At 70.4% G+C, this 26,361-nt stretch carries 28 protein-coding genes; 14 read left to right on the forward strand and 14 right to left on the reverse strand.

The genetic code is table 11. The features are described 5' to 3' along the window. Positions 1–37 precede the first annotated feature (37 nt). The 3 genes from FGM06_RS08940 to FGM06_RS08950 form a co-directional block, all read right to left on the reverse strand. On the reverse strand, positions 38–607 hold the full coding sequence (locus tag FGM06_RS08940; protein ID WP_144798918.1) for an MOSC domain-containing protein: 570 nt from the start codon (positions 605–607) through the stop codon (positions 38–40). Then, complete coding sequence (locus FGM06_RS08945; protein WP_144798919.1) at positions 604–999, reverse strand: hypothetical protein; 396 nt, start codon at positions 997–999, stop codon at positions 604–606. The genes FGM06_RS08940 and FGM06_RS08945 overlap by 4 nt, the downstream gene beginning before the upstream one ends. 131 nt (positions 1,000–1,130) lie before the next feature. Next, positions 1,131–2,048 (reverse strand): PLP-dependent cysteine synthase family protein, encoded by a 918-nt coding sequence (locus FGM06_RS08950; protein ID WP_144798920.1) that lies wholly within the window; start codon positions 2,046–2,048, stop codon positions 1,131–1,133. A gap of 144 nt (positions 2,049–2,192) precedes the next feature. Between FGM06_RS08950 and FGM06_RS08955 the strand changes: the two genes are divergently transcribed. Next, positions 2,193–2,585 carry a TlpA family protein disulfide reductase gene (locus FGM06_RS08955; protein WP_144798921.1) on the forward strand — a complete coding sequence of 131 codons (393 nt, stop codon included), beginning with the start codon at positions 2,193–2,195 and terminating at the stop codon, positions 2,583–2,585. Positions 2,586–2,613: 28 nt separating this feature from the next. On the opposite strand, the gene FGM06_RS08960 is transcribed toward FGM06_RS08955, so the two are convergent. From FGM06_RS08960 to FGM06_RS08970, 3 genes are all read right to left on the reverse strand, one after another. Continuing rightward, positions 2,614–3,186 carry a DUF7109 family protein gene (locus tag FGM06_RS08960; RefSeq protein ID WP_144798922.1) on the reverse strand — a complete coding sequence of 191 codons (573 nt, stop codon included), beginning with the start codon at positions 3,184–3,186 and terminating at the stop codon, positions 2,614–2,616. 3 nt (positions 3,187–3,189) lie between these two features. Further along, positions 3,190–4,407 carry a glycosyltransferase family protein gene (locus FGM06_RS08965; RefSeq protein WP_144798923.1) on the reverse strand — a complete coding sequence of 406 codons (1,218 nt, stop codon included), beginning with the start codon at positions 4,405–4,407 and terminating at the stop codon, positions 3,190–3,192. A 99-nt stretch (positions 4,408–4,506) separates the two neighbouring features. Then, a complete protein-coding gene (locus tag FGM06_RS08970; RefSeq protein WP_144798924.1) occupies positions 4,507–5,691 on the reverse strand; it encodes an MFS transporter in 1,185 nt (394 codons plus the stop codon). A 150-nt stretch (positions 5,692–5,841) separates the two neighbouring features. Here FGM06_RS08970 and FGM06_RS16030 point away from each other — a divergent pair, with 150 nt between their 5' ends. Further along, on the forward strand, positions 5,842–6,012 hold the full coding sequence (locus FGM06_RS16030; protein ID WP_186310992.1) for an HVO_0758 family zinc finger protein: 171 nt from the start codon (positions 5,842–5,844) through the stop codon (positions 6,010–6,012). Between the two features lie 148 nt (positions 6,013–6,160). Here the strand turns inward: FGM06_RS16030 and FGM06_RS08975 are convergent, their stop codons facing one another. Next, positions 6,161–7,285, reverse strand: a complete 1,125-nt coding sequence (locus FGM06_RS08975; protein ID WP_144798925.1) for an aldo/keto reductase — start codon at positions 7,283–7,285, stop codon at positions 6,161–6,163. A gap of 153 nt (positions 7,286–7,438) precedes the next feature. Between FGM06_RS08975 and dacZ the strand changes: the two genes are divergently transcribed. The 7 genes from dacZ to FGM06_RS09010 all read left to right on the forward strand — a co-directional run bounded on the left by dacZ (position 7,439) and on the right by FGM06_RS09010 (position 15,579). After that, positions 7,439–8,248: a diadenylate cyclase DacZ gene (gene dacZ / locus FGM06_RS08980; RefSeq protein ID WP_144798926.1), complete on the forward strand. Its 810-nt coding sequence runs from the start codon at positions 7,439–7,441 to the stop codon at positions 8,246–8,248. Between the two features lie 6 nt (positions 8,249–8,254). Beyond that, entirely contained in the window at positions 8,255–9,043 is a 789-nt protein-coding gene (locus FGM06_RS08985; RefSeq protein ID WP_144798927.1) for a mechanosensitive ion channel domain-containing protein, read from the forward strand. A gap of 106 nt (positions 9,044–9,149) precedes the next feature. Then, positions 9,150–10,205, forward strand: a complete 1,056-nt coding sequence (locus FGM06_RS08990; protein WP_144798928.1) for a sensor histidine kinase — start codon at positions 9,150–9,152, stop codon at positions 10,203–10,205. 73 nt (positions 10,206–10,278) lie between these two features. Beyond that, entirely contained in the window at positions 10,279–10,938 is a 660-nt protein-coding gene (locus tag FGM06_RS08995) for a GNAT family N-acetyltransferase (protein ID WP_144798929.1), read from the forward strand. Positions 10,939–11,010: 72 nt separating this feature from the next. Next, positions 11,011–13,434 (forward strand): DEAD/DEAH box helicase, encoded by a 2,424-nt coding sequence (locus FGM06_RS09000; RefSeq protein WP_144798930.1) that lies wholly within the window; start codon positions 11,011–11,013, stop codon positions 13,432–13,434. Positions 13,435–13,491: 57 nt separating this feature from the next. After that, entirely contained in the window at positions 13,492–13,938 is a 447-nt protein-coding gene (locus FGM06_RS09005) for a phosphate-starvation-inducible PsiE family protein (RefSeq protein WP_144798931.1), read from the forward strand. A gap of 81 nt (positions 13,939–14,019) precedes the next feature. Beyond that, positions 14,020–15,579: a cryptochrome/photolyase family protein gene (locus tag FGM06_RS09010; protein WP_144798932.1), complete on the forward strand. Its 1,560-nt coding sequence runs from the start codon at positions 14,020–14,022 to the stop codon at positions 15,577–15,579. Between the two features lie 26 nt (positions 15,580–15,605). On the opposite strand, the gene FGM06_RS09015 is transcribed toward FGM06_RS09010, so the two are convergent. After that, a complete protein-coding gene (locus tag FGM06_RS09015; RefSeq protein WP_241662555.1) occupies positions 15,606–15,944 on the reverse strand; it encodes a DUF7344 domain-containing protein in 339 nt (112 codons plus the stop codon). A 269-nt stretch (positions 15,945–16,213) separates the two neighbouring features. Next, entirely contained in the window at positions 16,214–17,212 is a 999-nt protein-coding gene (gene mvaD, locus FGM06_RS09020; RefSeq protein ID WP_144798933.1) for a phosphomevalonate decarboxylase MvaD, read from the reverse strand. Positions 17,213–17,361: 149 nt separating this feature from the next. On the opposite strand from mvaD, the gene FGM06_RS09025 reads away from it, so the two are divergent. Next, complete coding sequence (locus FGM06_RS09025; protein ID WP_144798934.1) at positions 17,362–17,715, forward strand: 2Fe-2S iron-sulfur cluster-binding protein; 354 nt, start codon at positions 17,362–17,364, stop codon at positions 17,713–17,715. Positions 17,716–17,740: 25 nt separating this feature from the next. Here FGM06_RS09025 and FGM06_RS09030 read toward each other — a convergent pair whose 3' ends face one another. After that, positions 17,741–18,061 (reverse strand): ASCH domain-containing protein, encoded by a 321-nt coding sequence (locus tag FGM06_RS09030; protein ID WP_144798935.1) that lies wholly within the window; start codon positions 18,059–18,061, stop codon positions 17,741–17,743. 187 nt (positions 18,062–18,248) lie between these two features. Here FGM06_RS09030 and pyrB point away from each other — a divergent pair, with 187 nt between their 5' ends. The 3 genes from pyrB (at position 18,249) to FGM06_RS09045 (ending at position 20,815) form a co-directional block, all read left to right on the forward strand. Beyond that, positions 18,249–19,190, forward strand: coding sequence for an aspartate carbamoyltransferase (pyrB, locus tag FGM06_RS09035; RefSeq protein ID WP_144798936.1), 942 nt, complete (start codon positions 18,249–18,251; stop codon positions 19,188–19,190). Beyond that, a complete protein-coding gene (pyrI, locus tag FGM06_RS09040) occupies positions 19,187–19,645 on the forward strand; it encodes an aspartate carbamoyltransferase regulatory subunit (RefSeq protein ID WP_144798937.1) in 459 nt (152 codons plus the stop codon). The genes pyrB and pyrI overlap by 4 nt, the downstream gene beginning before the upstream one ends. 309 nt (positions 19,646–19,954) lie before the next feature. Next, on the forward strand, positions 19,955–20,815 hold the full coding sequence (locus FGM06_RS09045) for a glycoside hydrolase family 10 protein (protein ID WP_144798938.1): 861 nt from the start codon (positions 19,955–19,957) through the stop codon (positions 20,813–20,815). A gap of 208 nt (positions 20,816–21,023) precedes the next feature. On the opposite strand, the gene FGM06_RS09050 is transcribed toward FGM06_RS09045, so the two are convergent. Then, on the reverse strand, positions 21,024–22,679 hold the full coding sequence (locus FGM06_RS09050) for an NADH-quinone oxidoreductase subunit D-related protein (RefSeq protein ID WP_144798939.1): 1,656 nt from the start codon (positions 22,677–22,679) through the stop codon (positions 21,024–21,026). 84 nt (positions 22,680–22,763) lie between these two features. On the opposite strand from FGM06_RS09050, the gene FGM06_RS09055 reads away from it, so the two are divergent. Continuing rightward, a complete protein-coding gene (locus FGM06_RS09055) occupies positions 22,764–23,432 on the forward strand; it encodes a helix-turn-helix domain-containing protein (RefSeq protein WP_144798940.1) in 669 nt (222 codons plus the stop codon). Between the two features lie 30 nt (positions 23,433–23,462). Here the strand turns inward: FGM06_RS09055 and FGM06_RS09060 are convergent, their stop codons facing one another. The 3 genes from FGM06_RS09060 to FGM06_RS09070 form a co-directional block, all read right to left on the reverse strand. After that, entirely contained in the window at positions 23,463–24,206 is a 744-nt protein-coding gene (locus FGM06_RS09060; protein ID WP_144798941.1) for a ThuA domain-containing protein, read from the reverse strand. Between the two features lie 395 nt (positions 24,207–24,601). Further along, the gene (locus tag FGM06_RS09065) at positions 24,602–25,054 is read right to left on the reverse strand and encodes a DUF5804 family protein (RefSeq protein ID WP_144798942.1); all 453 of its coding nucleotides are present in this window, start codon (positions 25,052–25,054) and stop codon (positions 24,602–24,604) included. 93 nt (positions 25,055–25,147) lie between these two features. Next, positions 25,148–26,350 (reverse strand): methionine adenosyltransferase, encoded by a 1,203-nt coding sequence (locus FGM06_RS09070; RefSeq protein ID WP_144798943.1) that lies wholly within the window; start codon positions 26,348–26,350, stop codon positions 25,148–25,150. Between the last annotated feature and the right edge of the window lie 11 nt (positions 26,351–26,361).

The raw sequence follows: 26,361 nt of genomic DNA on the forward strand, positions 1-26,361 counted from the left end.
GGTCAACGCTTTCGGTTTCGGAGCGGCGTCGTCTCCCTCACTCGCCGGCGTCGTGCGACTGACGGGGAGCGTCGCCCGAGCCCTCCCGCAACCGGTCCGCGATGGCGGCGCCGGCGGCCCGCGGGGGCGCCTCCGCGACGGCGACCGCGTCGCCGACCGCGACGCGTCCGGGCTCGACGACCTCACAGCAGAGCCCGCCGCGGTTCCGCAACGCCGGCGCGAGCCCCTCCGCGCCGGCCAGCGACTCGACGCGCGCGCAGGGCGGCCGGCGCCGGGTCGGCCGCAGGCGCGCCTCGCCGACGGAGACGGTCGCCTCCAACAGGTCGTCCATCCCCGCGCCGAACCCCTCGACGACGACGTTCCGGCGGTGGCGGCCGTCGGAGAGGTCGATCCCGGTCTCGGCGCGGACCGCGTCGAGGGCCTCGGCGGCGACGAGGGTGACGGCGCAGCCGTCGAGTTGGAAGTGCCCGTCGCCGCGGCGGTACCGGTCGCCCCCGACGCCGCCCGGCCGGACCGTGGCGGCCTCCCGGAGCTCGGGCGGTGCGCCGCCCTCGGACGCCGTGACGAGGCTCCTAACAACGCCGCCAGCCGCGTTCTCGGCCGTCATCCGGGCCCTCCGAGCAGCGACGGGTCGCCGGGCTTCAGCCACTCGCGGTGCGCGTAGTAGACGACGCAGACCGGGGGCGCGACCAGCGCGGCGAGCGCGTACAGCCATTTGAAAAACCCGAAATCGGCGACGCCGCGCTCGTCCAGCGACAGCGCGTCGAGGAGGACCGCGGCGGTCGCGAGCGGCGCGAGGAGGTAGCCGTGGGCGAACGCGACGGCGGCCCCGAGCGGGGTGCCGGCCGAGAGCAGCGCCCAGTCGAGCGCGTAGAGGACGGTCCACCCGCCGGCGGCGGCGGCGAGGACGGGGAGCCACGGGCCGTCGAACCGCCTGTCGGGCGATTCTGCGGCCGACCCGTCCGGGTCGTCGGCGGGGGCTGCAGCGTGCGTGCTCACGGTCGAGGTGGGTGCCGGACGGTACTCAACGTTCGGGTCGGAGGCGGTTCGCGGGCGGGTCGCAGGCGGCGGGGTCGGTGCGGTCGCTGCGGTCGGCGCGGTCGCTGCGCTCCTCGCCGCCGCGAGGCGAGCTACTCGTCGAAGGTGCCGGCCGAGAGGTAGCGCTCGCCGCTGTCCCAGAACACGGTGACGACGAGCGGCTCGTCGCCCTCGTGCGCGCCGGACTCACGGAGGTCGGCCGCGACGTCCTTCGCGGCGAGGTTCGAGGCGCCCGAGGACTGCCCGACGAGGATTCCCTCCTCGCGTGCGAGTCGGCGGCACTCGGCCTCCGCGTCGTCGATGTCGACCGCGTGGACCTCGTCGATCAGGTCGACGTCGAGGTTCGGGGAGACGAACCCCGGCCCCATCCCCTGGAATCGGTCGACGCCGGGCTCGCCGCCGGAGAGGACCGCGTTGTCGGTGGGCTCGACCGCGTCGATCCGAACGTCGGGGAAGGCCTCGCGGAGCCGACGACCGATCCCGGAGAGGGTGCCGCCCGTTCCGACGCCGGCGACGAGCGCGTCGACGGTCCGGTCGCCGACCTGTTCGAGGACCTCCGGACCGGTCGTCTCGTAGTGGGCGCGGGGGTTCGCGGGGTTCTCGAACTGGCGGAGCTGGATCATTCCCTCCTCGGCCTCCAGCTCGTCGGCGCGCTCCTTGGCCGCGGAGATGTCGCCGTCGACGAGCTCGACGTCGGCGCCGTAGGCGCGCATGAGCCGGCGGCGCTCCATCGACTTCCCGTCGGGCATCACGAGCGTCACGTCGTACCCCTTCACGGCGCCGACCATCGCCAGCCCGATGCCGGTGTTGCCGGAGGTCGGCTCGACGATGCCGTCGCCGGGCTCCAGCTTACCGGCCTCCTCGGCCGCCTCGACCATGTACCGCGCCGGGCGGTCCTTCGCGGAGCCGCCCGGGTTTCGCGACTCGACCTTCGCGGCCACCGTCGTCTCCGGCGGCGAGTCGACTCGCACCAGCGGCGAGCCGAGCCCCTTCAACACGTCGTCGTCCATTGACCGAACGAACGGGGTCGTCACTCAAATGCCCGACGGACCGCGGCAAGACGCGTTCGCTTCCGACCCGGTTCCGATCGGCCACCGGGAGCGCGGTTGCCACCGACGCGCGGTTTACAAGGCTCGCCGGCGTATCGAGGAGGTATGACGCTCGAAACGCTCGCGCCCGACGAGGCCGGCGCGACCGACGGCGACGCGCTCGACGACGAGGTCCTAGCGGCGCTCGGGGCCGGCGACTATCGGTTCAAGGTGTGGGGCGGCGACTGGTGCGGCGACTGCCAGCGGCAGCTCCCCGCGTTCGCGGCCGCGCTCGACGCCGCCGGCGTCCCAGACGATCGGATCGAGGACTTCCCGGTCACGAAGGGGCCGAACGGGAAGGAGGGGGAAGCGGTCGAGGCGTACGGGATCGAGCTGATCCCGACCGTCGTGGTCGAGAGCGCCGACGGCGAGGAGCTCGCCCGCTTCGTCGAGGAGGCGGACGTGTCGATCGCTGAGTTCCTCGCGCGCGAGCTCGCCGAGACCGAGGCGAGCGCCTGAGTCGAGGCCGGTCCCCTTTCAACCGAGCTCAGGCGTCGAGTTCGGCGACGATCCGCTCGCGGATCGGCTCGGCGTCCACCGCCGCCCACGCCTCGATGTCGTAGGTCACGTCGGCGAGGACCTCCAGCCGGTCGGCGTCGCCCTCGCCGATCGCCGCCACCGCGTCCTCGGAGAGCCGCTCCAACACCGCCTTAGAGAGCGCCTCGCGGTCCACGTCGCGCTCGGGCACGTCGAGGATGTGCGGGAGGTCGCCTGCGTCCTCGGGCAGCGACGGGAACGCGGCGGGCCCGACCGCGAGGGCGACGTCGTCCGCGTCGAGGCCCTCGTCGGGGGCGGCGACCGCCGGCGCCTCGTCGCCGGCCTCGTCGAGCGCCCCGGGCGGCGCCGGCACCAGGGCGTACTCCGCGACGGCGACGTCGATGGCGGCGGCGATGGCGTCGTCGTCGACCTCCGTCCGCTGTTTGAACGCGAGCTCCGAGAGCGCCCGCGAGAGCTCCGCGCGGGTGAGCCAGTCGAACAGGTCGACGACGCCGGCGAGGTCGTCGCGGGCTGCCGCGCTGGGCGCGGCTCCTGAGTCGACGGGATCGCCCGTTCCTCCCATCCGTCAGTCCTCCCCCGGCGCCGGGTCGGGGAGCGAGTCCGCCGGCGGCCGATGGCCGTTCGAGCGGACGTCGGCGTCGGCGAGCGCCCGGGCGGTTCGAGTCGCGTCGTCCCCCAGTCCGTCGGCCGCCGCCGCGAGGTCGGCGCGCGCCGCCTCGGCGACCTCGGCCGGCGTGACCGTCGCGTCGCGCCACGCCGGGAGCCGGGTGTCCGGTCCCGGCTCGCCCAGCGCGTCGGCGTACGTCGCCGCCTGCGAGCGCTCGCCGCCGCGGTCGTAGTCGAGGCCGTTGAACGCGGCGTCGGTCTCGTAGCCGGCGATCACCCGTTCGGCCGCCTCGCGGTAGCGGTCGGCGAGCCCGCCGTAGTCGACGGCGACCCCGCCCTCCTCGACCGCTCGGAGGGTCGCCTCCCCGACCGCGCGGCTCATGTCGGCGAGGCCCGTCGGACCGTCGACGGAGCGGTGGTCGTGCTCGTAGCGGCCGAGGTCGACCTGCGCGCTCCCCGCGAAGCCGGCGTGCGCGTACGCCTCGCCGAGCGTCCCGGCCTCCAGACCCCAGCCGCGCTGGACGCGGAGCTTCGAGACGAGGTCGGTCGTCGCCGCGAACTCCCCGGCGAGCGCGTACCGGAACGACTCGAGGTACTCGAGCACGCCCGCCTCGCGGCGCTCGGTGGCGTCGGCGAGCGCGCGGACGAGCGGCCGGAAGAACAGCCGGAACAGCCGGCCGTACAGCGCCCCGTCCTCGACGCGGGCGTAGTACCCCTTCGAGAACGAGTGCCCGTTCGCGACCGGGAACAGCAGGCGGTTGACGAACGCCGGCGAGTACGTCTTCGTGTCGGCGTCGTGGACGACGACGTACTCCTCCTCCAATGCCCGGCCGAGACCGAGCCACACGTCTCGGCCCTTGCCGCGCTCGCCGTCGAGCCCGCGGTCGGCGAGCAGTTCGGAGAGGCGGGGGCCGCCGCACCACAGCGTCTCCACGTCGAGGTCGAAGCCGGCGAGCCACCTGGCGAAGGGCCCGACGCGCTCGGGCGGGGCTCGGAGGGGGACGATCACCCGAGCGGGGTCGACCGTCTCCAGCGCCGAGAGGACGCGCTCGGCCGCGAGCGTGCCGTACTCGCGCTCCGTCATCGGCACCACGACCGCCGCCCGGCCGGTGGGGGCGTCCGGCCGGTGGTCGGTCAACGCGTGCAGCGTCGTCACGCGCTCTTGGACGTACTCCATTATCACCGTACAGGGGCGGGACGCCCTAAATAGGTGCGATACCCGTGGCGCGTGCCGACACACGCACAGGGGTCGAGGCGACCGCGCTTCCCGCCGCGCTCAGGCCGCCGGGTCCGCGCCCGCCGCGCCGCCCGGGACGCGGCCCATGCGCTCTAAGGCGGCGTAGGCGACGACGACGGCGCCGAGCCCCCCGGCGAGCGCGAGGAAGACCGTGTCGTAGGCGACGCCGGCCTCGATCGCCTCACCGACGGCCCACGAGCCGGCCGCCTGGGTCGTCATCATGCCGGCGGAGTAGACGGCGTACGCCGACGCCCGGGACCCGTCCGGCAGCGACGCCAGCAGGAAGGTGTCCATCGCGGGGAACAGCATGTGGATCGCGAAGCCGACGGCGACGCTCGCGGCGACGACGGTGACGAGGCCGGAGGCCGCGACGACGAGGACGACGCTGACGAGGAACGCCGTCACGATCCCGAGCAGGTACGGCACGTGCGGGAGCCGGTCGGCGAGGTCTCCGGAGACGAGGAAGGCGGGGACGCCGGCGGCGAAGATCACCGTCAGGAGGTTCCGGGCGGTCGCCGGCGGGAGCCCCTTGTCGATCATGTACAGCTCGTAGAAGTTGAACAGGCCCTGCCAGACGAAGCCCGTGAGGCCCATCAGCACGACGGCCGTCAGGACGAGCTTCCACTCGGAGAGCGCGCCGCCGAGGAAATCGGTGTCGCCCGCGCCGGCGTCGGGGAGGTCCGTCCGCCCGGCCAGGACCGCGAAGACGACCGTCGTCGTCGCCGCCGCGGTCGCGAGCCCGTAGAACGCGAACCGCCAGTCGTACCACAGCGCGACCGTGACGACCGGCGCGGCGGCGACCGCGGCGAGCTGGCTCGCGGTGCCGTGGACCCCCATCGCGCGGCCGACGCGCTCCGGGAACAGCTCGGAGACGAACGGGTTGGCGGCGACGAAGTAGACGCCGGAGGCCAGGCCGATCGCGAACGCGGCCGCCATCAGCGTCGGCACGCCCGGCGCCAGCGCGACGCCGAGCGCGCCGAGCGTCAGCATCGCTCCCGAGACCAAGATTACGAGGCGACGTGAGAACCGGGTGAGCGCCCACCCGGCCGGGAGCCGCGGGGCCGCCGATCCGAGCCACGCGAGCGTGACGATGAGCCCGGCGGTCCCCTCGCCGATCGCGAACTCGCCGATGAACGCTCCCACGAGGGGCGCGAACACCACGCGCGCGAAGTTGACGAGGAAGACGAGGGCACACAGCGATCCGAACAGCCGAGTCCGAGACACGACCGCGCTTCACGGCGCCCGGAGACAAGCGTTGCGGAAGCGGGGCGCCGCGGGAGGTCGTGGCGTGTCGCACCGCGCCGACGGGGAGGCGTCGACGTCCGACTCGCGTCGTACGGGGTTTTTATACCCGCACGCGACAAACCCGGACATATGAAATCGACGCGTAAGGGACTTCGCGACGGCGACCTGTTCAAGGACACCTACGAGCGACTGAACTGCGCCGACTGCGAGAAGGTGTTAAAGAAGAAGAACGACCCCGACGAGGTGTTCTCGGTCCGCGTCTGCCCCGAGTGCGAGGCGACGTACAAGGAGCTCCGTTAGGCCGACGCGCCGCCGTCGCTGGCACCTGACGGACAGATACCTCCCGTCCCCGCGCGTTTTCCTCCGTCTCCGGCGGAGTCGTCGTCCTCTCGCCAGCGAGCCCGCCGCCGATCTCGCCGCCTCGACTCGCGATCGGAGAGCGGCGCGGTCACTCGAAGACGGCGTCGAACGCCGAGGCGCCGAGCGGGTCGAAGGTTCCGGCGGCGACGTTCTCGCGCACGTGATCCGCGTCGCTCGCGCCGACGAGGGAGGCGGTGACGCCCGGCGCGCTCCGTGCGAAGTTGAGCGCGCGCTGCGCGGGCGTCTCGCCGGCGAGCGTCGCGTCGACGTCGGCCGGGATCGCGCCCTCGTTCGCGAGTTCTCCCTGCCCGATGCTCGCGCTCGTCACCACGGAGAGCCCGGCCTCGTGAGCGAACTCCAAGGTCGAGATCGGGTCGATATCTGAGCCGGCGTGGCCGTCACCGCCGGGCGGTCGCTGGTTCCGCCGCGTGAACGCGTCCGCCATCGCGACGTTGAAGGGGAGCTGTATCGCCTCGAACCCGTGGTCGTCGTCCGGGCCGACCGCGTCGCCGGCGGCCTCGGCCCTGGCGAGGACCTCGGCCAGCGAGAGGTACCGCTCGTCGCCCTCGGGGACCCGGAAGGCGTCCCACGTCGCGACGCCGTACGCCCCGATATCGCCGGCGACGCGACGGCGTTCGAGAGCCTCGAAGGCGGCCTCCAACCGGTCGTACACCGCCTCGCGGGAGCGGGTCGCGAGCTGCGTCTCCGGGTTGTGGACGTAGTAGCAGTCGACCGCGTCGAGCCCGAGCCGGTCCAGCGAGCGGTCGAGCGACCACTCCAGGTAGCCGGGATCGATCGCGTGGGCGCCGTTCGCGAGCTCGTCGGCGTCGACGATCCCGGCCGCGAGGTAGCGGTCGCGGACGAACGCCGCGGGGTCGTCAGGTCGCTCGCCGTTGAACGGGAGGAACCCTCCCTTCGTCGCGACCACGACCGCCTCGCGGTCGACCGGCGAGTCGCGGACCGCCTCGCCGACGACGCGCTCGGCCCGCCCGCAGCGGTAGTTGACCGCGGTGTCGACGTGGTTCACCCCGGAGCGGAGCGCGAGCCCGATCGCCTCGCGGGAGGCGTCGTCGACCGCGGCGGTCGGCTCGCCGAGGTAGGTGCCGATCCCGACGCTGGAGGCCACGCCCGGACCGAACCGCCGGAAGTACGTCCGCCCGAAGGCGTCGCCGAACCGGTCGCGGTACGCCCAGAGCGCGTCGCTGGTCGCCATGTTCGTCCGACGGGTGGCGGCGCGAGGGGAAAAGTCGCGCGGCGTCCGGCCGGCGGTGAAGGGGCCGCGGTCGTTTCTCGCGGCTGCAACGTGTCGGACGCTCGAACGACGACGACACAACGACTATACGTCGTCCGGGAGTCATCTCGGACAATGGCCTCGCTCACCGACCACCTGTCCGACCTGGTCGAGGACGCCGACGCGGTGCTCCTGTTCTCGCCGACGAGCTCGTTTCACGACCGGTTCGAGGACGGCGACACGGAGATCGTCGTCGTCGCCCCCGACAACGACGTCGACGCCGACACGTTCGTCGAGCTTCCCCTCCCGTTCGACAACGTGAAAGACCGGATCCGGTTCGGGATCGAGGGCTCGATGGACGCCGACCTCGTCTCGGAGGGCGACGAGGTCGTCTGCATCGCGAGCGTCTTCGACGGGGGGTCGGACGCGGTGATCCGGGTCACCGTCGACGAGACGGTCCACACCGGGATCTACGACCTGTTCGTCAACTCCCGGGCCGAGCCGAGCGTCATCCGCGACGTGTTCGAGGTCGCGATCGAGCTCGGTCAGAAGGGGCAGAAGGGGAAGCCGGTGGGCGCGCTGTTCGTCGTCGGCGACGCGGGGAAGGTGATGAACAAGTCACGCCCGCTGTCGTACAACCCCTTCGAGAAGTCGCACGTCCACGTCGGCGACCCCATCGTCAACGTGATGCTCAAGGAGTTCTCCCGGCTCGACGGAGCGTTCGTCGTCTCCGACTCCGGGAAGATCGTCTCCGCCTACCGCTACCTCGAGCCGGGCGCGGAGGGCGTCGACATCCCGAAGGGGCTCGGCGCGCGCCACATGGCCGGCGGGGCGATCACCCGGGACACGAACGCGACCGCGATCGTGCTCTCGGAGTCGGACGGGCTCGTCCGGGCGTTCAAGGCGGGAGAACTCGTCTTGGAGATCGATCCGGAGGAGTACTGACCACCCATGATCGCGGCACAGAACGCGTTCAGGGAGTTCGCGGCGAGGGTCCCCGACAGGCTGTGGCTCGCCCTGTTCGTGATCGTCGTCGGGCTGGTCTTGGCGTACGTCGTCGGGGTGATCAACCGCCGGCTGCTGACCCGCGCCGGCGTGCCGGAGGCGATCGAGGGGACCGCGTTCGAGCGGACCGTCCGCGAGTTCAACACGTCGACGGTGCGGATCGTGGCGCAGCTGTCCAGCTACTTCATCGTCGCCGTCGCGGTCATCGTCGCGCTCACCGTCGCCGAAGTCAACTACCTCGACCGGTTCTGGTCCTCGGTCGCCTCCTTCCTCCCGCGCCTGTTCGTCGCCGTGCTCGTCATGATCGTCGGGGTCGTCGTCGGCGACAAGGCGGAGCTGGTCGTCGCGGAGCGGCTCCGCGGGATCAAGCTCCCCGAACTCGGCGTGTTGCCGCCGCTCGTCAAGTACAGCGTCGTGTACGTGGCCGCGCTCGTCGCGCTCGGGCAGGTGGGCGTGCAGACGCTCGCGCTGGTCGTGCTGCTCGCGGCGTACGCGTTCGCGGTCGTCCTCTTCGCCGCGCTGGCGACGAAGGACCTCGTCGCCAGCGCGGCCGCCGGCGTGTTCCTCCTCCTCCGGCAGCCGTACGGCGTCGGCGACGAGGTGAAAGTCGCCGGCGAGCGCGGCATCGTCCAAGAGGTCGACCTGTTCGTCACCCACATCGAGGCCGACGGGGAGGATCACGTGATCCCCAACCACTCGGTGTTCCGCGACGGGATCGTCCTGATCCGGGAGTGACGAGCGTGGAGAGCGCGGGACGCGGTCCGGTGACATACATCTTTGTATACGATCCGGCGGTTACCTGAATCCGCGAGTATATTTAAAATATCGATAAATACGGTACATGGGAGAGCCCGCCTCGGTCAGACTTCCGTCCGTTCTCGACGACTTGGAGGTCGGAATCAACCTCCACGACCCGGAGACGTGCGAGATCCTCGACGCGAACCCCAGCCTGGAGTCGCTGTACGGCTACTCGGTCGACGAGCTTCGAACCATGGAGGTCGGGGATTACACCCCGCCCTCGACGCAGTTCTCGCAGGAAGAGGCGACCCGCAGGATCCGGCTCGCGGCGCAAGGCGACCGACAGGCGTTCGACTGGCAGGTCCAACGGGCGAACGACGAGCTACGGTGGATGCGCATCCACCTCAGCCCGACCGACATCGAGGAGCGGTCGTGCGTCGTCGCCGAAGTGCGAGACGTCACCGAATCCCGGGCCCGAGAGCGGCGGTTACGGCTACTCAGCCGGGTGATCCGCCACAACCTCCGGAACAAGACGAACGTGCTCATGGGGTACGCCGATCGGGTCAGACAGGCCGTCGAAGACGAGACGCTCGAACGCGAGATCGAGACGATCCTGAGCATCACGACCGAGGTCGGGGGGTTGAGCGACTCGGTCAAACAGATCGAGGAGATCGCCGAACCCTCGGCGACGCAGCGCTCCCCGACCGACCTCCGGCGGGTCGTTCGATCCCTAGTCGAGGACGGAAACGCCGAGTATCCCGCGGCCGACATCACGGTCGACGCGCCGGAAGCGGTGTGGGTCGTCGCCGACTCCGGGATCCGATACGCGATCGATCACGCGCTCCGGAACGCCGTCGAGCACAACGACCGGGAGTCGCCGGCGGTCAGCGTCGCCGTCGTCGACGATCCAGCGAACGGCCGAGGGACGGTCCGGGTCGCCGACGACGGGCCACCGATCCCGGAGACGGAAATCAAGGTGTTGGAAACCGACGTGGAGACCAGCAGCACGTTCCACGGCTCCGGCGTCGGGCTGTGGGTGATGCAGTGGTGCGTTGAGTCCCTCGGCGGCGAGCTCTCCTTCGAGAAGAACGCGCCGCGCGGGAACGTCGTCTCCATCTCCCTCCCGAAGGCCGTCGAACCGCCGTCCGACGACGAGTAGCCGACGCTCCGCCGTTCCCACGCTGTGGGACCACCTGCCACGATATAACCGGCCGGGGGACCAAGACACGACCATGAACCACCACGACGCCGTCGCCTGCGAGGGGTGGGACGGGAGCGAGTGCGAGGGCACGGTCCACTGCCCGCCGCGGTGTCCGCGGTTCGTCGATAAGGAAGGCGCCCGGTGGACGGTCCGGCCCGCCGTCCGGGAGGACGCGGCCGCGCTCGCCGAGATGTACGAGGGGTTCGACACCGCGGACCGCGCGCAGGGGCTCCCCCCGGTGACACGGGACCGCCGGGCGGAGTGGATCGAGTCGATGCTGCGCGAGGGGAGCAACGTCGTCGCCGAGCGCGACGGCGAACTGTTCGGCCACGCGATGTACACGCCCACGGACGCGGCGCGCCCCGAACTCGCCGTCTTCGTCCACCCCGAGACGCAGGGGCGAGGCGTCGGAACCGAGCTCTGCCGACACGTGATCGCGAACGCCGCGGCCGCGGACCGCGAGGGGATCGAACTCCACGTCGAGAGCGGGAACCGCGTCGCGCGTCGCGTCTACCGGAGGGTCGGCTTCGAGCTCGCCGAGCGCCGCGGCGACCTCCGGATGGAGCTCGACCTCGACGACCTGATCGCGATCGAGGTGCGCTGGCCGCCGCTCGCCCGCTACGGGCCGGCGGCACCGGCCGCGGAGGAGCCGCCCGCCGCCGGTCGCGCTCCCGCGCCGGCCGACGACTGACCGGTCCGCACTCCCGGATCTATTTCGGCGATCACAACCGTTAGGCCCGCCCGTCCCCACGAACCGGTAGCCGTGGAGGACGCCATCGAGTGGCTGCGGAACCGACCGTTCTACGAGGGACAGATCGCGGAGCACCGCCGCCTCCCCGCCCGCGAGCCCGCCTTCGGCGACGTCGACCTCGCGCCCCGGACGGCCGACGCGCTCGCGAAGCGGGGGATCGACCGCCTCTACCGCCATCAGGCCGACGCGATCGAGGCGGTCCGCGGCGGCGACGACGTGGTGCTCGCCACCGAGACCGCGAGCGGGAAGTCGCTCGCGTACACCGTCCCCGCCTTCGAGGCCGCGATGGATCACGGGGGTCGGACCCTCTACATCGGCCCGCAGAACGCGCTGATCGCGGACCAGGAGGAGTCGCTGTCGGAGCTCGCCCACGGGCTCGGCTTCGGGAGCGGCGTCTCCGTCGCGTCGTACACGGGCCGGCTCTCGCGGTCGAAGAAGCGAGAGGTGCGCGACCGCGAGCCGGCGGTCCTCCTCTCGAACCCGGACATGCTCCACTACGCGCTGCTGCCGTACGCCGGGCGCCTGTGGGAGTGGTTCTTCTCGTCGCTGGAGTACGTCGTGATCGACGAGGTCCACAGCTACCGCGGGGTGTTCGGCTCGCAGGTCGCCATGACGTTGCGCCGGCTCGCGCGGACCTGCGAGCGGTTCGGATCGAGCCCCCAGTTCGTCTGCTGCTCGGCGACGATCAACAACCCCGTCGAACACGTCGCGGCGGTGACCGGCCGCGACCCGGACGGGATCGCCTTGATCGACGAGGACGCGTCGGGGCGGGGACCGCGCGACTGGGTGCTGTGGAACCCGCCGGAGTACGACGACGACTGGGCCGAGCGCGGGAGCGGCCGCCGGAAGTCGAGCCACACCTCCGCGAAGCGGCTCTTCTGTGACCTCGTGACCGTGGGCGCCCAGACGCTTGCGTTCACGCGGGCGCGCCAGACCGCGGAGCAGTACGCGACCGACAGCGCGAGCGACCTCCGCGACCGCGGCGAGCGCGAGCTCGCGGGGAAGGTCGGCGCCTACCAGGCCGCCCTGACCGACGAGCGCCGCCGGGAGATCGAGGCCGACCTCCACTCGGGGGAGCTCCGCGGCGTCTGGTCGACGAGCGCGCTGGAGCTCGGCGTCGACGTCGGCGGGCTCGACGCGGTCATCCTCGACGGCTATCCCGGCACGCGAATGTCGGCGTACCAGCGCGCCGGGCGGGCCGGCCGCGGCGACGACCCCGCGCTCGTCGTGATGGTGGGCGGCGAGGACCAGCTCGACCAGTACCTGATGACCAACCCCGCCGACTTCTTCGAGGCGCCGCCGGAGGACGCGATCTGCGACCCGGAGAACGGCGAGCTGCTCCCCGGCCACGTCGCCTGCGCGGCCGACGAGAGCTGGCTCTCCCCGGACGACGAGCGCTTCTTCGGCGAGCCGTTCCCGGGCGTCGTCGCGGACTTGACCGACGAGGGCGTCCTCGATAGGCGGGAGACCGCCGACGGGGTGCGGTGGACCCACGCCGGGTCGTCGAGCCCGCAGCAGTCCGTGAGCCTCCGGACCGTCGGCGACCGGGAGGTCGACCTGATCGACTCCTCGCGGAGCGAGACGGTCGCATCGCTCGGCTTCGGCGACGCGCTGCGCGACGCGCATCCCGGCGCGATCTACCACCAGCAGGGCCGGACCTACGAGGTGACGGCCCTGGACCTCGACCGCGACGTGGCCGAGCTGCAGTCCTCGTGGGCCGACTACTACACGCAGCCGCTCACCGAGAAGGACATCGTCGTGAACGAGGACCTCGCGGAGCGGGAGCTCGCGGCGCGATCCGACGTCCCGGTCCGGCTCGCGGACGTGACCGTCACGGAGCAGATTACGGGGTTCGTCCGGAAGGACGCCAAGACCGGCGAGTCGCTCGGGGAGTCGACGCTGGACCTCCCGGAGACGACGCTGCGGACGAAGGCCCTCTACTTCCCGGTGCCGGCCGACCTGGAGTCGGAGATGCGGGCGATCGGAGGGTCCGAGGGGAACGGCGCCGGTACGGAAGCGGCGACGGATGGCGGAGGGGGGACCGGCGAGGGCGAAGGAGATGACACCCCGCCCGACGGCGAGTACGCCTTCAACGGCGGGATCCACGCCGCCGAACACGGGATCATCTCGCTGTTCCCGTTCCACCTGCTCTGCGACCGAGCCGACGTGGGCGGCATCTCGACGCCGTACCACCCGCACGCCGACGCGCCCGCGGTGTTCGTCTACGACGGCTACCTCGGCGGGGTCGGGCTCACGCGCCGCGGCCACGAGCGGATCGAGGAGCTGATGGCCCGCACCGCGCGGCTCATCGACGGCTGCGACTGCGAGGGCGGCTGCCCGGCCTGCGTCCAGTCGCCCCACTGCGGCAACGCCAACGACCCGCTCGCGAAGGCGCCGGCGGTCCGCCTACTGGAGGCGCTGACGGCCGACGGGTAGCCGGCAGCGGACGACGGTAGGCATAAGCGACTTGTCGGTTCCGCGAGATCCCGGGACATGGCGTTCGACCTCGACGACGCGACGGAGCCGGCCGCCGTGGCGATGGAGTGGCTGGTGCTCGGCGCCGCGTACTTCCTCCTCCTGTTATTCCTCATCGGCGTGTTCGACCTGTTCCTGTCGCTGTTCCGGCTCCTCGTCGCCGGGAACTTCACCGACCCGAACGAGGTGGTGGGGCTCCTCGACAGCGTCCTCCTCCTGCTGATCATCGTCGAGGTCCACCGGACGCTGGTCGCGTACGCCAAGGGCAAGCCCGTCCTCCGGATCGTCGTCAGCGCGTCGATCATCGCGGTCGCCCGCCGCGCCATCAGCTTCCGGCTGGAGGATTACGGCACGGGGCAGGAGACGGTGCTCGCGGCGGTCTCGATCGCGGTGCTGGTCCTCTCGCTCACCGTCGGCTACTTCCTCCTCGATCGGGTGGACATCCCCGGGCGTCCGGAGCTGTGAGTCGGCCTCGGGCGGCGCTGTAACGGTCGGCTCCGCGACCGCCGCCGGTGGTTTCACGGTCCTCGCACCCGTGCCGATCCCATGGAGCTGTTCTGGCACCGACGGGACCTCAGGCTCGCCGACAACGTCGGGCTCGCGGCCGCCGCCGAGCGCGTCGCGGGCGACCCCGACGACGCGATCGCGCCCGTCTTCGTCTTCGACGACGACGTCCTCGCGCACGCGAGCGACGTGCGGGTCCGCCGCCTGCTCGACGGCCTGGCGGCGCTGCGGGAGGACTACCGCGACCGCAGCGGCGACCTCCTCGTCGCCCGCGGCGACCCGGAGGCCGTCCTCCCTGAACTGGCTGAAGCCCTCGACGCCGACCGCGTCGTGTGGAACCGGGACTACTCGGGGCTCGCCCGCGAGCGCGACGCCGCGGTCCGGACGGCGCTCAACGAGGCCGGGATCGAGCGCGAGGCGCACCACGACGCGGTGCTGCACACCCCGGACTCGATCCGGACGAACGCCGGGGACCCGTACTCGGTGTACACCTACTACTGGCGGAAGTGGACCGACCGCGAGACCGACCCGCCCGCGCCGACGCCGGAGGCGAGCGACCTCGTCGACGCGGACGCGTTGACGGCGGCGCTGGGGAGCGACGACGGCGCGCTCGCCGACGGGGGCGTCGCGACCGACCGCGTCGCCGTTGGCGACCTCCCGTCGCCGGCGGACCTAGGGTTCGCGGAGCCAGACGTCGACGTCGGGCCCGCCGGCACCGAGGCCGCCCGCGAGCGGCTCGACGCCTTCCTCTCGGAGGCGGTGTTCTCGTACGACGCCGAGCGCGACTACCCTGCCCGCGAGGCGACCTCGCGCCTGTCGGCGTTCCTGAAGTACGGCGAGATCGGGGTGCGAGAGGTGTACGAGGCGACCGAGCGCGCGACGGCCGCGGCGGCGGAGCGGGCCGGCGGCAGCGACGCGGGATCCGAGGAAGACGGCGGCGGCGACAGCGGAGACGACGAAGGCCCCGTCGTCGCGGTCGAGGAGTACCAACAGCAGCTCGCGTGGCGCGAGTTCTACACGCAGGTGTTGTACCACAATCCGGAGGTGGTCACCGAGAACTACAAGGAGTACGAGGTGGGGATCGAGTGGCGCGACGACCCCGAGGAGATCGCGGCGTGGAAGCGCGGCGAGACGGGGTACCCGATCGTCGACGCCGGGATGTGCCAGCTCCGCGAGGAGGCGTTCATGCACAACCGCGTGCGGATGATCGTCGCTTCCTTCCTCACCAAGGACCTGCTCGCCGACTGGCGGCACGGCTACGACCACTTCCGAGAGAAGCTCGCCGACCACGACACCGCCAACGACAACGGCGGGTGGCAGTGGGCGGCCTCCACCGGGACCGACGCGCAGCCCTACTTCCGCATCTTCAATCCCATGACGCAGGGGGAGCGGTACGATCCCGACGCGGAGTACATCGCGGAGTACGTCCCCGAGCTCCGGGAGCTCGACGCCGACCTGATCCACGAGTGGCACGAGCTCTCGCCGACGCAGCGCGCGAACGCGGCCCCCGAGTATCCGGAGCCCATCGTCGACCACTCGGAGCGCCGGGAAGCCGCGTTAGCGATGTACAAGCGGGCGCGCGGCGAGGACCCGGACGAATAGGGCACTGTGCGGCGAGGACGGACGGTTCACGGCCAGCCCGGAGGTAGTTCGTCGGCATGGTTCTCGATCAGTTCGAGAAGCGGCTCGATATCGTCGAAGCGTGGGCCCTTCGAGATATCGCCAGCGTCGCGGTCCCATTCGATATATCCCGCGTCTTCCAACTTCGGCAAGTGGCTGTGGACGAGTTGGATCTCGGACGTGTCCGACTCGCCGTTCCCCCGAAGCATCACGTCGTCCGTCGTTTCCACGGTTCCCCGTTTCAACAACAGGAGGATCAAGCGACGACGACGCTCGGACATGATATCGAGCATCCGGTCTATCTCTGGACGCAAGAGGACCCTCCCGGCTTCGGCTGTGTCTGACATACAACAATCCATGTTGGATATCCACATAATCGCTTGTGAGACATCAGTAAGACAACATTAGTAGAACCACCCAATATGACGGCTATGACCCTGGCGTGTCAGACAAAATCGTCGGTGAATCTGTTATAACCGCTATCAGAGACGACGCTCCGTCTCAACGCGGGGTCGCTCCGTATTACCCCTACCGCATTCGCGCCCCGTATCGGGCACACAGCGGTGTCGGATACACCGGATTTCAACGGAGCCGACCGACCTGCGCCTCCTTTCAGCTAAAACAGCGCCTCGCTCTCGTCGAGCACGCGCGCCGGCCCGCCGACCTCCCAGACGTCGGTGTCGATGCCGATCTCGGCGATCCGGCTCTCGACCTCCTCGGCGTGGTCGGCGAGCGTGTTCACGTACACCGAGGCGCCGGTGTCCGTCGAGAAGTAGACGGGGACGCCCTCCTCGCGGAGCTCGCGGACCGCGTTGAAGACGGCGATCGTCTCGGGCTGCCAGTACACCCAGCCCGCGGGCCCGGTCATCGTGGTGGCCGTCAGGGAGAGCGAGTCGTGCTCGGCCGTCTCGAAGATCCGGTCGAAGTCGCCCGCGCGGAGCGCGTCGGTCATCTCGACGAGCTGGTCCTGCACGTGGGCGGTCCGCGCCTGCATCATGTGGCTCGCGGCGGCCTCGCGGTGCGCCTCCTCCGTCTCCTTGTACGCCGGGACGTGCGCGGCGACGATCCGGAGGTCCTCCTCCGGGTCGAACCCGTCCTCGCTCACGCCGACGTCGAGCCGGTAGGAGCGACAGTCCTCGTCGTTGAGCCCGGCGTCGAGCCGGGAGTACGCGCCGGTGACGGCGCGCGCCGCCGAGGAGGAGCCGCGGCGGGCTACCGTGGAGACCTCGGGCAAGGTGAGATCGAGCCCCGCGGCCTCGACCAGCGCGAGCGCGGCGGCCGCGAACCCGGACGAGGAGGAGCCGAAGCCGATGTTCGACGGGAAGGAGTTCTCGCTCTCCAGCCGGACCGCGGCGTCGACGCCGGCCAGCTCGCGGACGTGGTCGACGACCATGTCGATTCGCTCCGCGGCGCGCCCGTCGACCGCCTCGCCGCCGATGACGTACGCGTCCTCGCTCGCGTCGGGCTGCCACTCGACCGTCGTCGTCGTCGCGGTCGGGGCGGTACAGAGGCTGATGCTGTCGTGGTACGGGAGCCGGAGCTCCGGGTTGCGCATCCCGTGGTACTTAACGAGCCCCTGGATGGGGTGGGCTCGCGCGGTGGCCTTCTCGGTCATACCTCGGGAAGCGTCCGGCGGGGGATTAGTCGTTGCGATGGGCGGGAGCCGACTCTGTCGTCGACCGCCGCTCGTCCCTAATTCGGTCCCCGCGCCGGCGACGCGATCGAGGGGAACCCTTTTTGATTGGTGGGCGGGTACTCCGCGCCATGACAGAGTACACCGTCGAGTTCGTCGGTACCGGCGAGACGATCGAGGTGGCCGACACGGAGACGGTCCTCAGCTCCTGCATCGAGGAGGGGATCGCCCAGGAGTACTCCTGCCGCGTCGGGATGTGCCTGGCCTGCTCCGCCGAGATCGTCGAGGGCGAGGTGACCCAGCCCGCGGCCCGCGGACTCACCGACGAGGAGGCCGAGGAGTACGCGCTCACCTGCATGGCGCGACCGCAGTCCGACCTGAAGCTGGACCGCGGGAAGTACCCGCCGAGCATCGAGGACGACGCGGCGACCGCGGCCGGCGGGGACGGCGACGGCGCCGACGGCGCGGCCGCGGACGACGACTGAAACTGAGTCGTCTCGCTCGCGGCGCTTATTTCTCGACGCGCTCGAACCGGTGCCGGACCACGTCGGCGTCGTCGTCCCAGTCGAAGCTCCCGCCGTGCGCGCGGACCATGCGCTCTTTGTACGCCTCCAGCGACGGCGAGCCCTCTCGCTTCGCGTCCGCGTCGGTCATGTCGCCGAGGGTGCGCTCGGTGACCGCGGTCAGTTCGAAGGTCACGCCGTCTATCTCGAAGGTGTCGCCCGCCTCGCCGTACCGATTCCCGCGGTGGAGCTGCGTCACGTCGCCGTCGAGCGCCGCCTGCTTCACGCGGTCGTTCGGGAGCAGGTCTGCCGGGTCGTTCTCGGACATGTCCCTCGGTTAGGCGCGGATCGGTTTATAAGCGGTGCCGGCAGTCGTCGAGGGACGAGGCGCGGTGACGCGGACCGCGTTTTGCGATTCTCGAAACAGTCGTTCGCGGCGATCACCACGGACGTGAACACCGCTGTTGGAGCCCAAGCCGAGGGATTCAAGACCGTGCCAAACCCCTTCTCCGACGATGCGTCAGGACCACCTCATCACCGCGACGCAGCTCTCGCGGGATGACATCGAGGCGGTGCTCGACCGGGCCCGCGAGGTCGCCGACGACCCCGCCGCCTTCGCGGACCGGCACGCCGGGCGCGTGCTCGCGCTCTGCTTCTTCGAGCCGAGCACCCGCACCCGGATGAGCTTCGACAGCGCGGCCAAACGCCTCGGTATGAACACCGTCGACATGGGCGACGTCGACTCCTCGTCGGTGTCGAAGGGCGAGTCGCTCTCCGACACCGTCCGCGTCATCGAGGGCTACGCGGACGCCTTGGTGCTCCGCCACCCGAGCGAGGGCGCCGCGACGCTGGCCGCCGAGCACGTCTCCGTGCCCGTCGTCAACGCGGGCGACGGCGCCGGGCAACATCCCTCGCAGACCCTCCTCGACCTCCACACGATCCGCGAGAACCACGGGCTCGACGATCTCACGGTCGGGATCATGGGCGACCTGAAGTACGGCCGCACGGTCCACTCGCTGGCGGCGGCGCTCACCGAGTTCGACGCCAACCAACACTTCATCAGCCCGGAGTCGCTGCGGCTCCCGCGCTCGGTCCGGTTCGACCTCCACGAGACCGGCGCGCAGGTGCGCGAGCACACCGACTTGGAGGACGTGCTCGGCGAGCTCGACGTGCTGTACGTCACCCGGATCCAGAAGGAGCGATTCCCCGACGAGAACGAGTACCACCGCGTCGCCGGCGAGTATCAGATCGACGCCGAGACGCTCGAGGACGCCGCCGACGACCTCACCGTCATGCACCCGCTCCCGCGCGTCGACGAGATCGCGCCCGACGTCGACGAGACGGACCACGCCCGCTACTTCGAGCAGGCGCACAACGGGATCCCGGTGCGGATGGCGCTGCTGGACACGCTCATGGAGAACGCCGAGGCCGACGAGGGGGTGGAGGCGGACCGATGAGCGACCACGAGCTCCGCGTCTCGAAGATCCGCGACGGCACCGTGATCGACCACGTCGAGGGCGGGCAGGCGCTCAACGTGCTCGCGATCCTCGGCATCGACGGCTCCGAGGGGTTCGGCGTCTCGGTCGGGATGAACGTCCCCTCGGACCGGCTCGGGCGCAAGGACATCGTAAAAGTCGAGGAACGGGAGCTCTCGCAGTCCGAGGTCGACGTGCTCTCGCTCATCGCCCCGGAGGCGACGATCAACATCGTCCGGGACTTCGAAGTCGTCGAGAAGAACCGGGTGACGCGTCCCGACTCGGTGACCGGCGTGCTCTCATGTCCGAACCGCAACTGTATCACGAACGCGGACGAGCCGGTCGAGACCCGGTTTGACGTCGTCGCCGACGGCGTCCGCTGCGACTACTGCTCGACGATTCTGCGCGCCGACATCGCCGAACACATCGACGTCTGAGCCGCGCGGAGTCCGGCGTTTTTCGTCTCGCTCGCGTCCCGTGCGTCCGACGCTCCGGTAGGTTTTAGCGCCCGCCGCTCGATAGGTCGAGCATGAGCAAGAAAGCGAAGCTCGTCGTCGTCCTGTCCCTCGTCGCGCTCGCGTACTTCCTGTTCGCCGGCGACAAGGAGCCGGTGACCGTCGAGTAGCGATCGAGCTCCCGCCGGGCGATTCGCACCGACCGACGACCACCTCCGTTCGTTCGCCTCTCGCGGTCATCCCCGCGGCGGATGCCCGCCGTTTTTATCCCGCAGTCGCCTAGCGACGGGTATGTACGGGGTCGTCACGCGCAACGCCGACGAGGTCGAGATGGAGCCGTTCGACCTCGGCTTCTACGAGGTGAAAGACGTCACGGGGCGGGCGGCCGCGCCGCTCCCGAACGCGGTGAACATGGTGTCGTGTTTCGGGGACAACGCCGCGGCCGCCGAGAACCCGGACCTCGTCCCCGTCGACGAGCGCGGCGATCCGGCGACCCGCGACCGCGACTACTTCGACTGGGCGTACATCTGCCCGACCCACCCGGAGTACCGCGAGGGCCTGCTGGAAATCATCGAGGACTGCGCCGCCGAGAGCGACGACGTGCGGCTCGACGACGTGGGGTTCCCGCGCGAGGGGTTCTGCCGGTGCGACCGCTGCGAGCGGCTGTTCGCCGAGAGCGATCGCGACCGGTGGGCGGAGTGGCGCGCCGACGTCATCACCGAGTTCGTCGCCGACGCCGCCGAACTGGTCCCCGGTCGCGTGCTGCTCACGCTGTACCCCGACCCGTACCCCGGTCACCTCCGGGAGCGCGCCGGGCTCGACCTCGACCGCCTCGCCGACCACGTCGACGAGTTCGTGGTCCCGCTGTACGACACCGAGTACGCGACGACCTACTGGCTGGAGACGATCGCCCGCGGCTTCCGGACGCGGCTCGGCGGCGACTACGACGTCCACGGCGCGCCGCCGGAGACGCCGTTCTCGCTGGAGCTGTACGCGGTCGACGTCGCCGTCGACGACCTGATCCACGCGACCGAGGTCGCCGAGACGTACGCGAAGGACGTGTTCTTCGGCTACGACGCCAACAACGCGGCCGCGGCGCTCCGCCGGAAGGACGCCGACGGGCGCGACGGCGAGGTCCACCGGCCGGACTAACGGTAGGCGGTTCGAGGGCGCCCTGTCGCGGCGGCTTCGTGAACGAGGGTTTATATACGGACGCCGTTGACGTTCATTCGACCGGCCGCCGGCGTGCGACACACCGGTCGTCTCGCGTTCGCGCGAGGCGGTCGCCTTTCAACGTCCGCGCCGTAGCGGCGGTCGCCCTACACTCGCGAGCCGCCGGCTCGTCCGAGATCGGGGCGACTCACCGATCGACCTCGCCCATGATCGTGTCTAAGCTCCCCAGCGAGGCGATCAGGTCCGGGATCGCTTCGCCGTCGGCCATCTCGGGGAGCGCCTGGAGGTTCGAGAAGGAGGGGCCGCGGATCTTGAAGCGGGCGGGCTTGTCGGTGCCGTCCGCGCGGATGTAGATGCCGAGTTCGCCCTTCGCGGCCTCGACCGCGCGATATATCTCCGTGTCGTCGTCCGGGCGGAGCGTGCGGGGCACGTTCGCCTGAATCGTCCGCTCGTCCTCGGGCCAGTCCTCGAGGAGGTCGACGCACTGCTCGATGATCTTCGCGGACTCCTCGACCTCGCGCATCCGGACGAGCAGGCGGCTGAAGTTGTCGCAGCCGTCCTCGGTGACGACGTCCCAGTCGAGCTCGTCGTAGTAGCCGTACGGGTCGTCGCGGCGGAGGTCGTAGTCGACGCCCGACCCGCGGAGCACGGGGCCCGTGCAGCCGTACTCCTTCGCGACCTTCGGGGGGAGAACGCCGGTGTCGACCGTGCGCAACTGGAGGATCTCGTTGCGGGTGAGGAGGTCGTGGTACTCCTCCAGCCGACGCGGGAGTCCGTCGAGGAACGTCCGCACCGTCGAGAAGAACTCCTCGCGGGGTTCGGGGAGGTCCCAGACGACGCCGCCGAGCCGGAAGTAGTTGAACATCAGCCGCTGGCCCGTCAGGTCCTCTAAGACGTCTTGGACGCGTTCGCGCTCTTGGATCGCGTACATGAACGTCGCGGTGAAATCGCCGATCACGTCGAGCGCGTACGCCCCCATCGCCAGCATGTGCGAGAGGATCCGACTGCACTCCGCGGCCATCGTCCGGACGACTTGCGCGTATTCGGGAACCTCGATGTCGGCGAGGTCCTCGGCGGTACGCGCGTACGCCCACTCGTTGAGCAGGCCGCCGCCGCCCCAGTCCCAGCGGTCGGGGTACGGCATGATCTGGTGTCGGTAGGTACCAGACTGGGCCATCTGCTCCTCGCAGCGGTGGATGTAGCCGATGTCCGGCTCCACGCCGACGACGTCCTCGCCGTCGAGCGTGACCTGGAGATGGAGCACGCCGTGGGTCGCCGGGTGGTGCGGCCCGATGTTGAGGAGCATGGTATCGCTCCCGATCGCCGTCGACGACCCCGGTTCGACGGGCTCGTTCTCGGACAGCGCCGCGATCTGCGGGCGGTCCTGGTCGTAGTCCATCGAGAGGGGATGGCCCTGCCACGTCTCGGGCAGGAGGATCCGCCGGTGGTCGGGGTGGTCGTCGTACCGGATCCCGACGAGGTCGTACGCCTCCCGCTCGTGCCAGTCGGCGGTGCGGAACACTGGCGCTGCGGACTCCGAGACCGGGTCGTCCTTGTCGGCCGGGACGACGACGCCGACCTCCCGGGTCGGGTCGTCGAACGAGCGGAGGTGGTAGACCGACTCGTACCGGTTCTCGTACTCCTGGGCGGTGACGCAGGCCAGATGATCGTAGCCGGCCTCCCGTTTCAGCGTCGAGAGTACCTCCTGAACCGCGTCCGGTCGTATCCGAGCGGCGGGAGCGTTCAGGTGCGTCTCGCGTCCAACGATCAGGTCCGAAATCGACGAGAACGGGTCCGGTTTCCCCGCCGCGTCGATCCCGTCCGTCGTCGCGTCGATCGACATACGCGAACCGACGCGCCCGGACCTCCCGTGTCTTCTGCCGGATCACGACGGGTATTTATAACGGACCCGTGGACACTGCTCGGCGTGAAGTACCTCCGAGTCGAGCTCCGGTTTCCGCCGGACCTCATGCATCCGATACACCGGCTCATCGACGAGTCCGACGCGATCGAGCGCGACGTGCTCGTCCAGGGGACGATCCTTGACGAACCGGACGACACCTTCCTGTTCTACGTGGAGGGAGACATCGACGTGTACACCGACGCGCTCCGGTCGGTCGACCGGATTCGAGAGTTCGACGTGACTCGGATCGACGAGACCGGTCACTACGTCTTTCTCACGCAGCGACGGGACGCGGTCGACGACGCGATGTTCGGCCCGCTCCAGCGGACCGGCGTGGTCGTCGTTCCCCCGGTCGACTTCCGCTCGAACGGGATCGCTCGACTGACGATCGTCGGGGATCACGGCCCGCTGCGCGACGCGCTCGCGGAGCTCCCGGACCGGATCGATACCACCGTCCTCCGGATCGGCGAGTACGACTGGCGGCAGCACCTCTTCGATCCGGCACTGACCGACCGGCAGTTCGACGCGCTCGCGGCCGCCGTCGAGAGCGGGTACTACGAGTCCCCGCGAGCGGCGACCGTCGAGGAGGTCGCCGAGCGGATCGGCGCCTCCCCGAGCACCGCCTCGGAGCACCTTCGGAAGGCCGAGTCGGCGGTGATGACCGCGTTCATGGAACTTCGCGACGTGCCGTGAGTCCGCGAGTGACCGGTCGGGGAACCGCCGCTAGTGGACCGTCCGATCGTCGCTCGTGTCGATCTCTTCGATCGGGTCGGCGTTGCCGAAGTCGGGCGTCGGCCCGTCGCCCGGCGTCGCCCAGTCGACCGCGTTCCGGAGCACCTGTCGGATATCCTCGTTGTAGTAGACCGGGTACGTCTCGTGGCCCGGCCGGAAGTAGAACACCTTCCCGTTGCCGCGGCGGTAACAGCAGCCGGAGCGGAACGTCTCGCCGCCGGCGAACCAGGAGTTGAAGACGAGCGTGTCCGGTGCGGGAACGTCGAACCGCTCGCCGTACATCTCCGCCTCCTCGACCTCGATGTACTCGCCGACCCCGTCGGCGATGGGGTGGCTCGGCTCGATCGCCCAGAGCCGCTCCGTCTCGGCGGCCTCCCGCCACTTCAGCGAGCAGCTCGTGCCCATGAGCTTCTTGAAAATCTTCGAGTAGTGCGCGGAGTGGAGCACGAGGAGACCCATCCCGTCGAGCACGCGCTCGTGGACGCGGTCGACGACCGCGTCGCGCACCTCGTCGTGGGCGGCGTGGCCCCACCAGGTGAGCACGTCGGTGTCGTCGAGGACCTCCTCGGTGAGCCCGTGCTCCGGTCCCTCGTCGAGCGTGGCGGTGCGGACGTCGTGGCCCGCCTCCTCGAAGACTTCCGCGAGGACCGCGTGGATCCCGTCGGGGTAGACGTCGGCGACGACGTCGCTGTCGCGCTCGTGGCGGTACTCGTTCCAGACCGTGACGCGTGCCATACGCGCCTTCGCCGCCGGACCGACTTGTACGATCGTATCCGGAACGAAAGCGATCGATGCGGTGGCGCGTGCCTGCGAGCTCCCCTTGGGCGCGAGCAGCACGCGCGAGGGACGCGGTGAGCGCTCGCAGAGCGCGAACCGCGAGGCTGGGGAGGTGTGAGGTGCGGTCACGGTGCAGGGTGGGACTCAAAGGGGCAGCCGCGAGGGCGAAGCACGCTGCAGCAAGCACCACAGGAAGCGAACGAAGTGAGCGACCGAGGAGCGCAGCAAAGCGCGCGAGCCGTCGCGGCTGGGGCTTTGAGGGTGTTCTGCATCGATCAGCTGTCTGTTTATAAGTGGACACCAGTGGCCCTGACAGCAGTCACTGATCTGCAATATAAATAACTGACAGTCGATTATCCCGAGAACTCCGACTCGCTCACCCGGACGATAACCGTCTCGTCGACGTCGCGGAGGTCGTACTCGGGGGTCTCGCCCTGTTTCCGCCGGACGTACAGCGGCTCGACGGGCCGCCCGTCGACGAGGCCGAACACCTTCAGACGCTGGTCGGTTTCCTCGGGCGGGACCGCGCCGTCGCGCACCTCGCGGGCGAGGTCCCGCGAGAGCCACTCGTCGGTCGAGACCGACGGCTCGCGCACGAGCGCCTCGTCGACGAAGCGAACGAGGTACCAGTTGAGATCGTTTAAGAGGGACACAGCGGCGCCGAGGCTCACGGTGTCGACGGCGAGGCTGTTCGCGTACGGCTCCTCGATGTCGTACGTCGCGAGCGCGTCCCGCGCGGTCTCGCGGGACAGCAGCTCGTAGGTGAGGTTGACGTCCGGATCGCCGAGGAGACACACCCGCGTCACACGCTATCGGATTCGCCCGCTCCCCAAATCGGTTGCGGTCGTTCGGTCGTCGACGAGACCGGCGATCCGCCCGGCGACCCGTCCGCCGGCGACTCAGAACGTCGAGACGTCGCCGTCGATGACGCTGCGGGTCACGTCGGTGACGTCGGCCAGCTCGCGGTCGACGATCTCGAGGACCTCCGGCTCGATGTCGCCGATCGCGACGCCCTCCTCGGTGACGAGCTGCGCGTCGGCGACGTGGGGCTCGTCGATCGGGCGGCCGATCTGCGACAGCAGGCGGACCTGCAGGTCGCGGATCCCGTCGACCTCGTCGGTGACCGACTCGGCGATCCGGGTCGACAGGAGGTTGTAGATCTTCCCGATGTGGTTGACCGGATTCTTCCCGGAGGTCGCCTCCATCGACATCGGTCGGTTCGGCGTGATGAGGCCGTTCGCGCGGTTCCCGCGGCCGACCGAGCCGTCGTCGCCCTGCTCGGCGGAGGTGCCGGTGACGGTGAGGTACACCGACCCCTCGTCGTAGTCGTCGGCGGTGTTGACGTCGACGTGGACCTCCCGGTCGGTGTGGTCCTGAGCGAGCCCGGTGACGAACTCGCGCACGTTCGCGACCGCGTCGTCGTACTCGTCGAGGCCGTCGACGTAGGCGTCGACCATCGCGGCCGCGACGGTGATGTCGATGCGGTCTCCCTCCCGCTTCCCCATGATCTTCACGTCGGGGCCGAGCTCGGGGTGGTCGTCGTGGTACCGGCCGTTGAGCGCGCTCTCGGCCTCGTGAACGATCGTCTCCGTCTCGGTGAGGGGGGCGTGGCCGACGCCGAAGGAGGTGTCGTTCGCCATCGGCACCTGCTGGGTCTCCTCGCCGAAGACGTCCTGCAGGTCGCCGGAGCCCTCGCCGAGCTTGGCGTCGACGACGACGTCGGTGCCGTACTCCAGCTCCGGGATCGCCTCGGCGAGGTAGTCGCGGGCGGCCGCCAGCGCGGTCGAGTCGACCGGGAGCTGCTCGCCGTCGTACTCCTTCGTGGCGCGACCGACGATGAGCACGTAGATGGGTTCGACGACTTCGCCGCCCCCGTAGGCGGGCGCGGCGCGGCCGGCGACGAGCTGCGTCTCGTCCGTGTTGTAGTGGAGCACCTTCCCGACGCGGTCCAAGTAGAGCTGCGAGAGCGCCCGCGACACCGACTCCGCGATTCCGTCGCAGATCGAGTCAGGGTGTCCGATACCCTTCCGCTCGACGATCTCGACCTCCTGGTCCTCGACCGCTCGCCGGTCGAGGCGGCTGACCTGAATGTTCCGGTCCATTACCTCTCGGT

It is taken from the genome of Halorubrum depositum (assembly GCF_007671725.1).
GTDB classification, from domain to species: Archaea; Halobacteriota; Halobacteria; order Halobacteriales; family Haloferacaceae; genus Halorubrum; species Halorubrum depositum.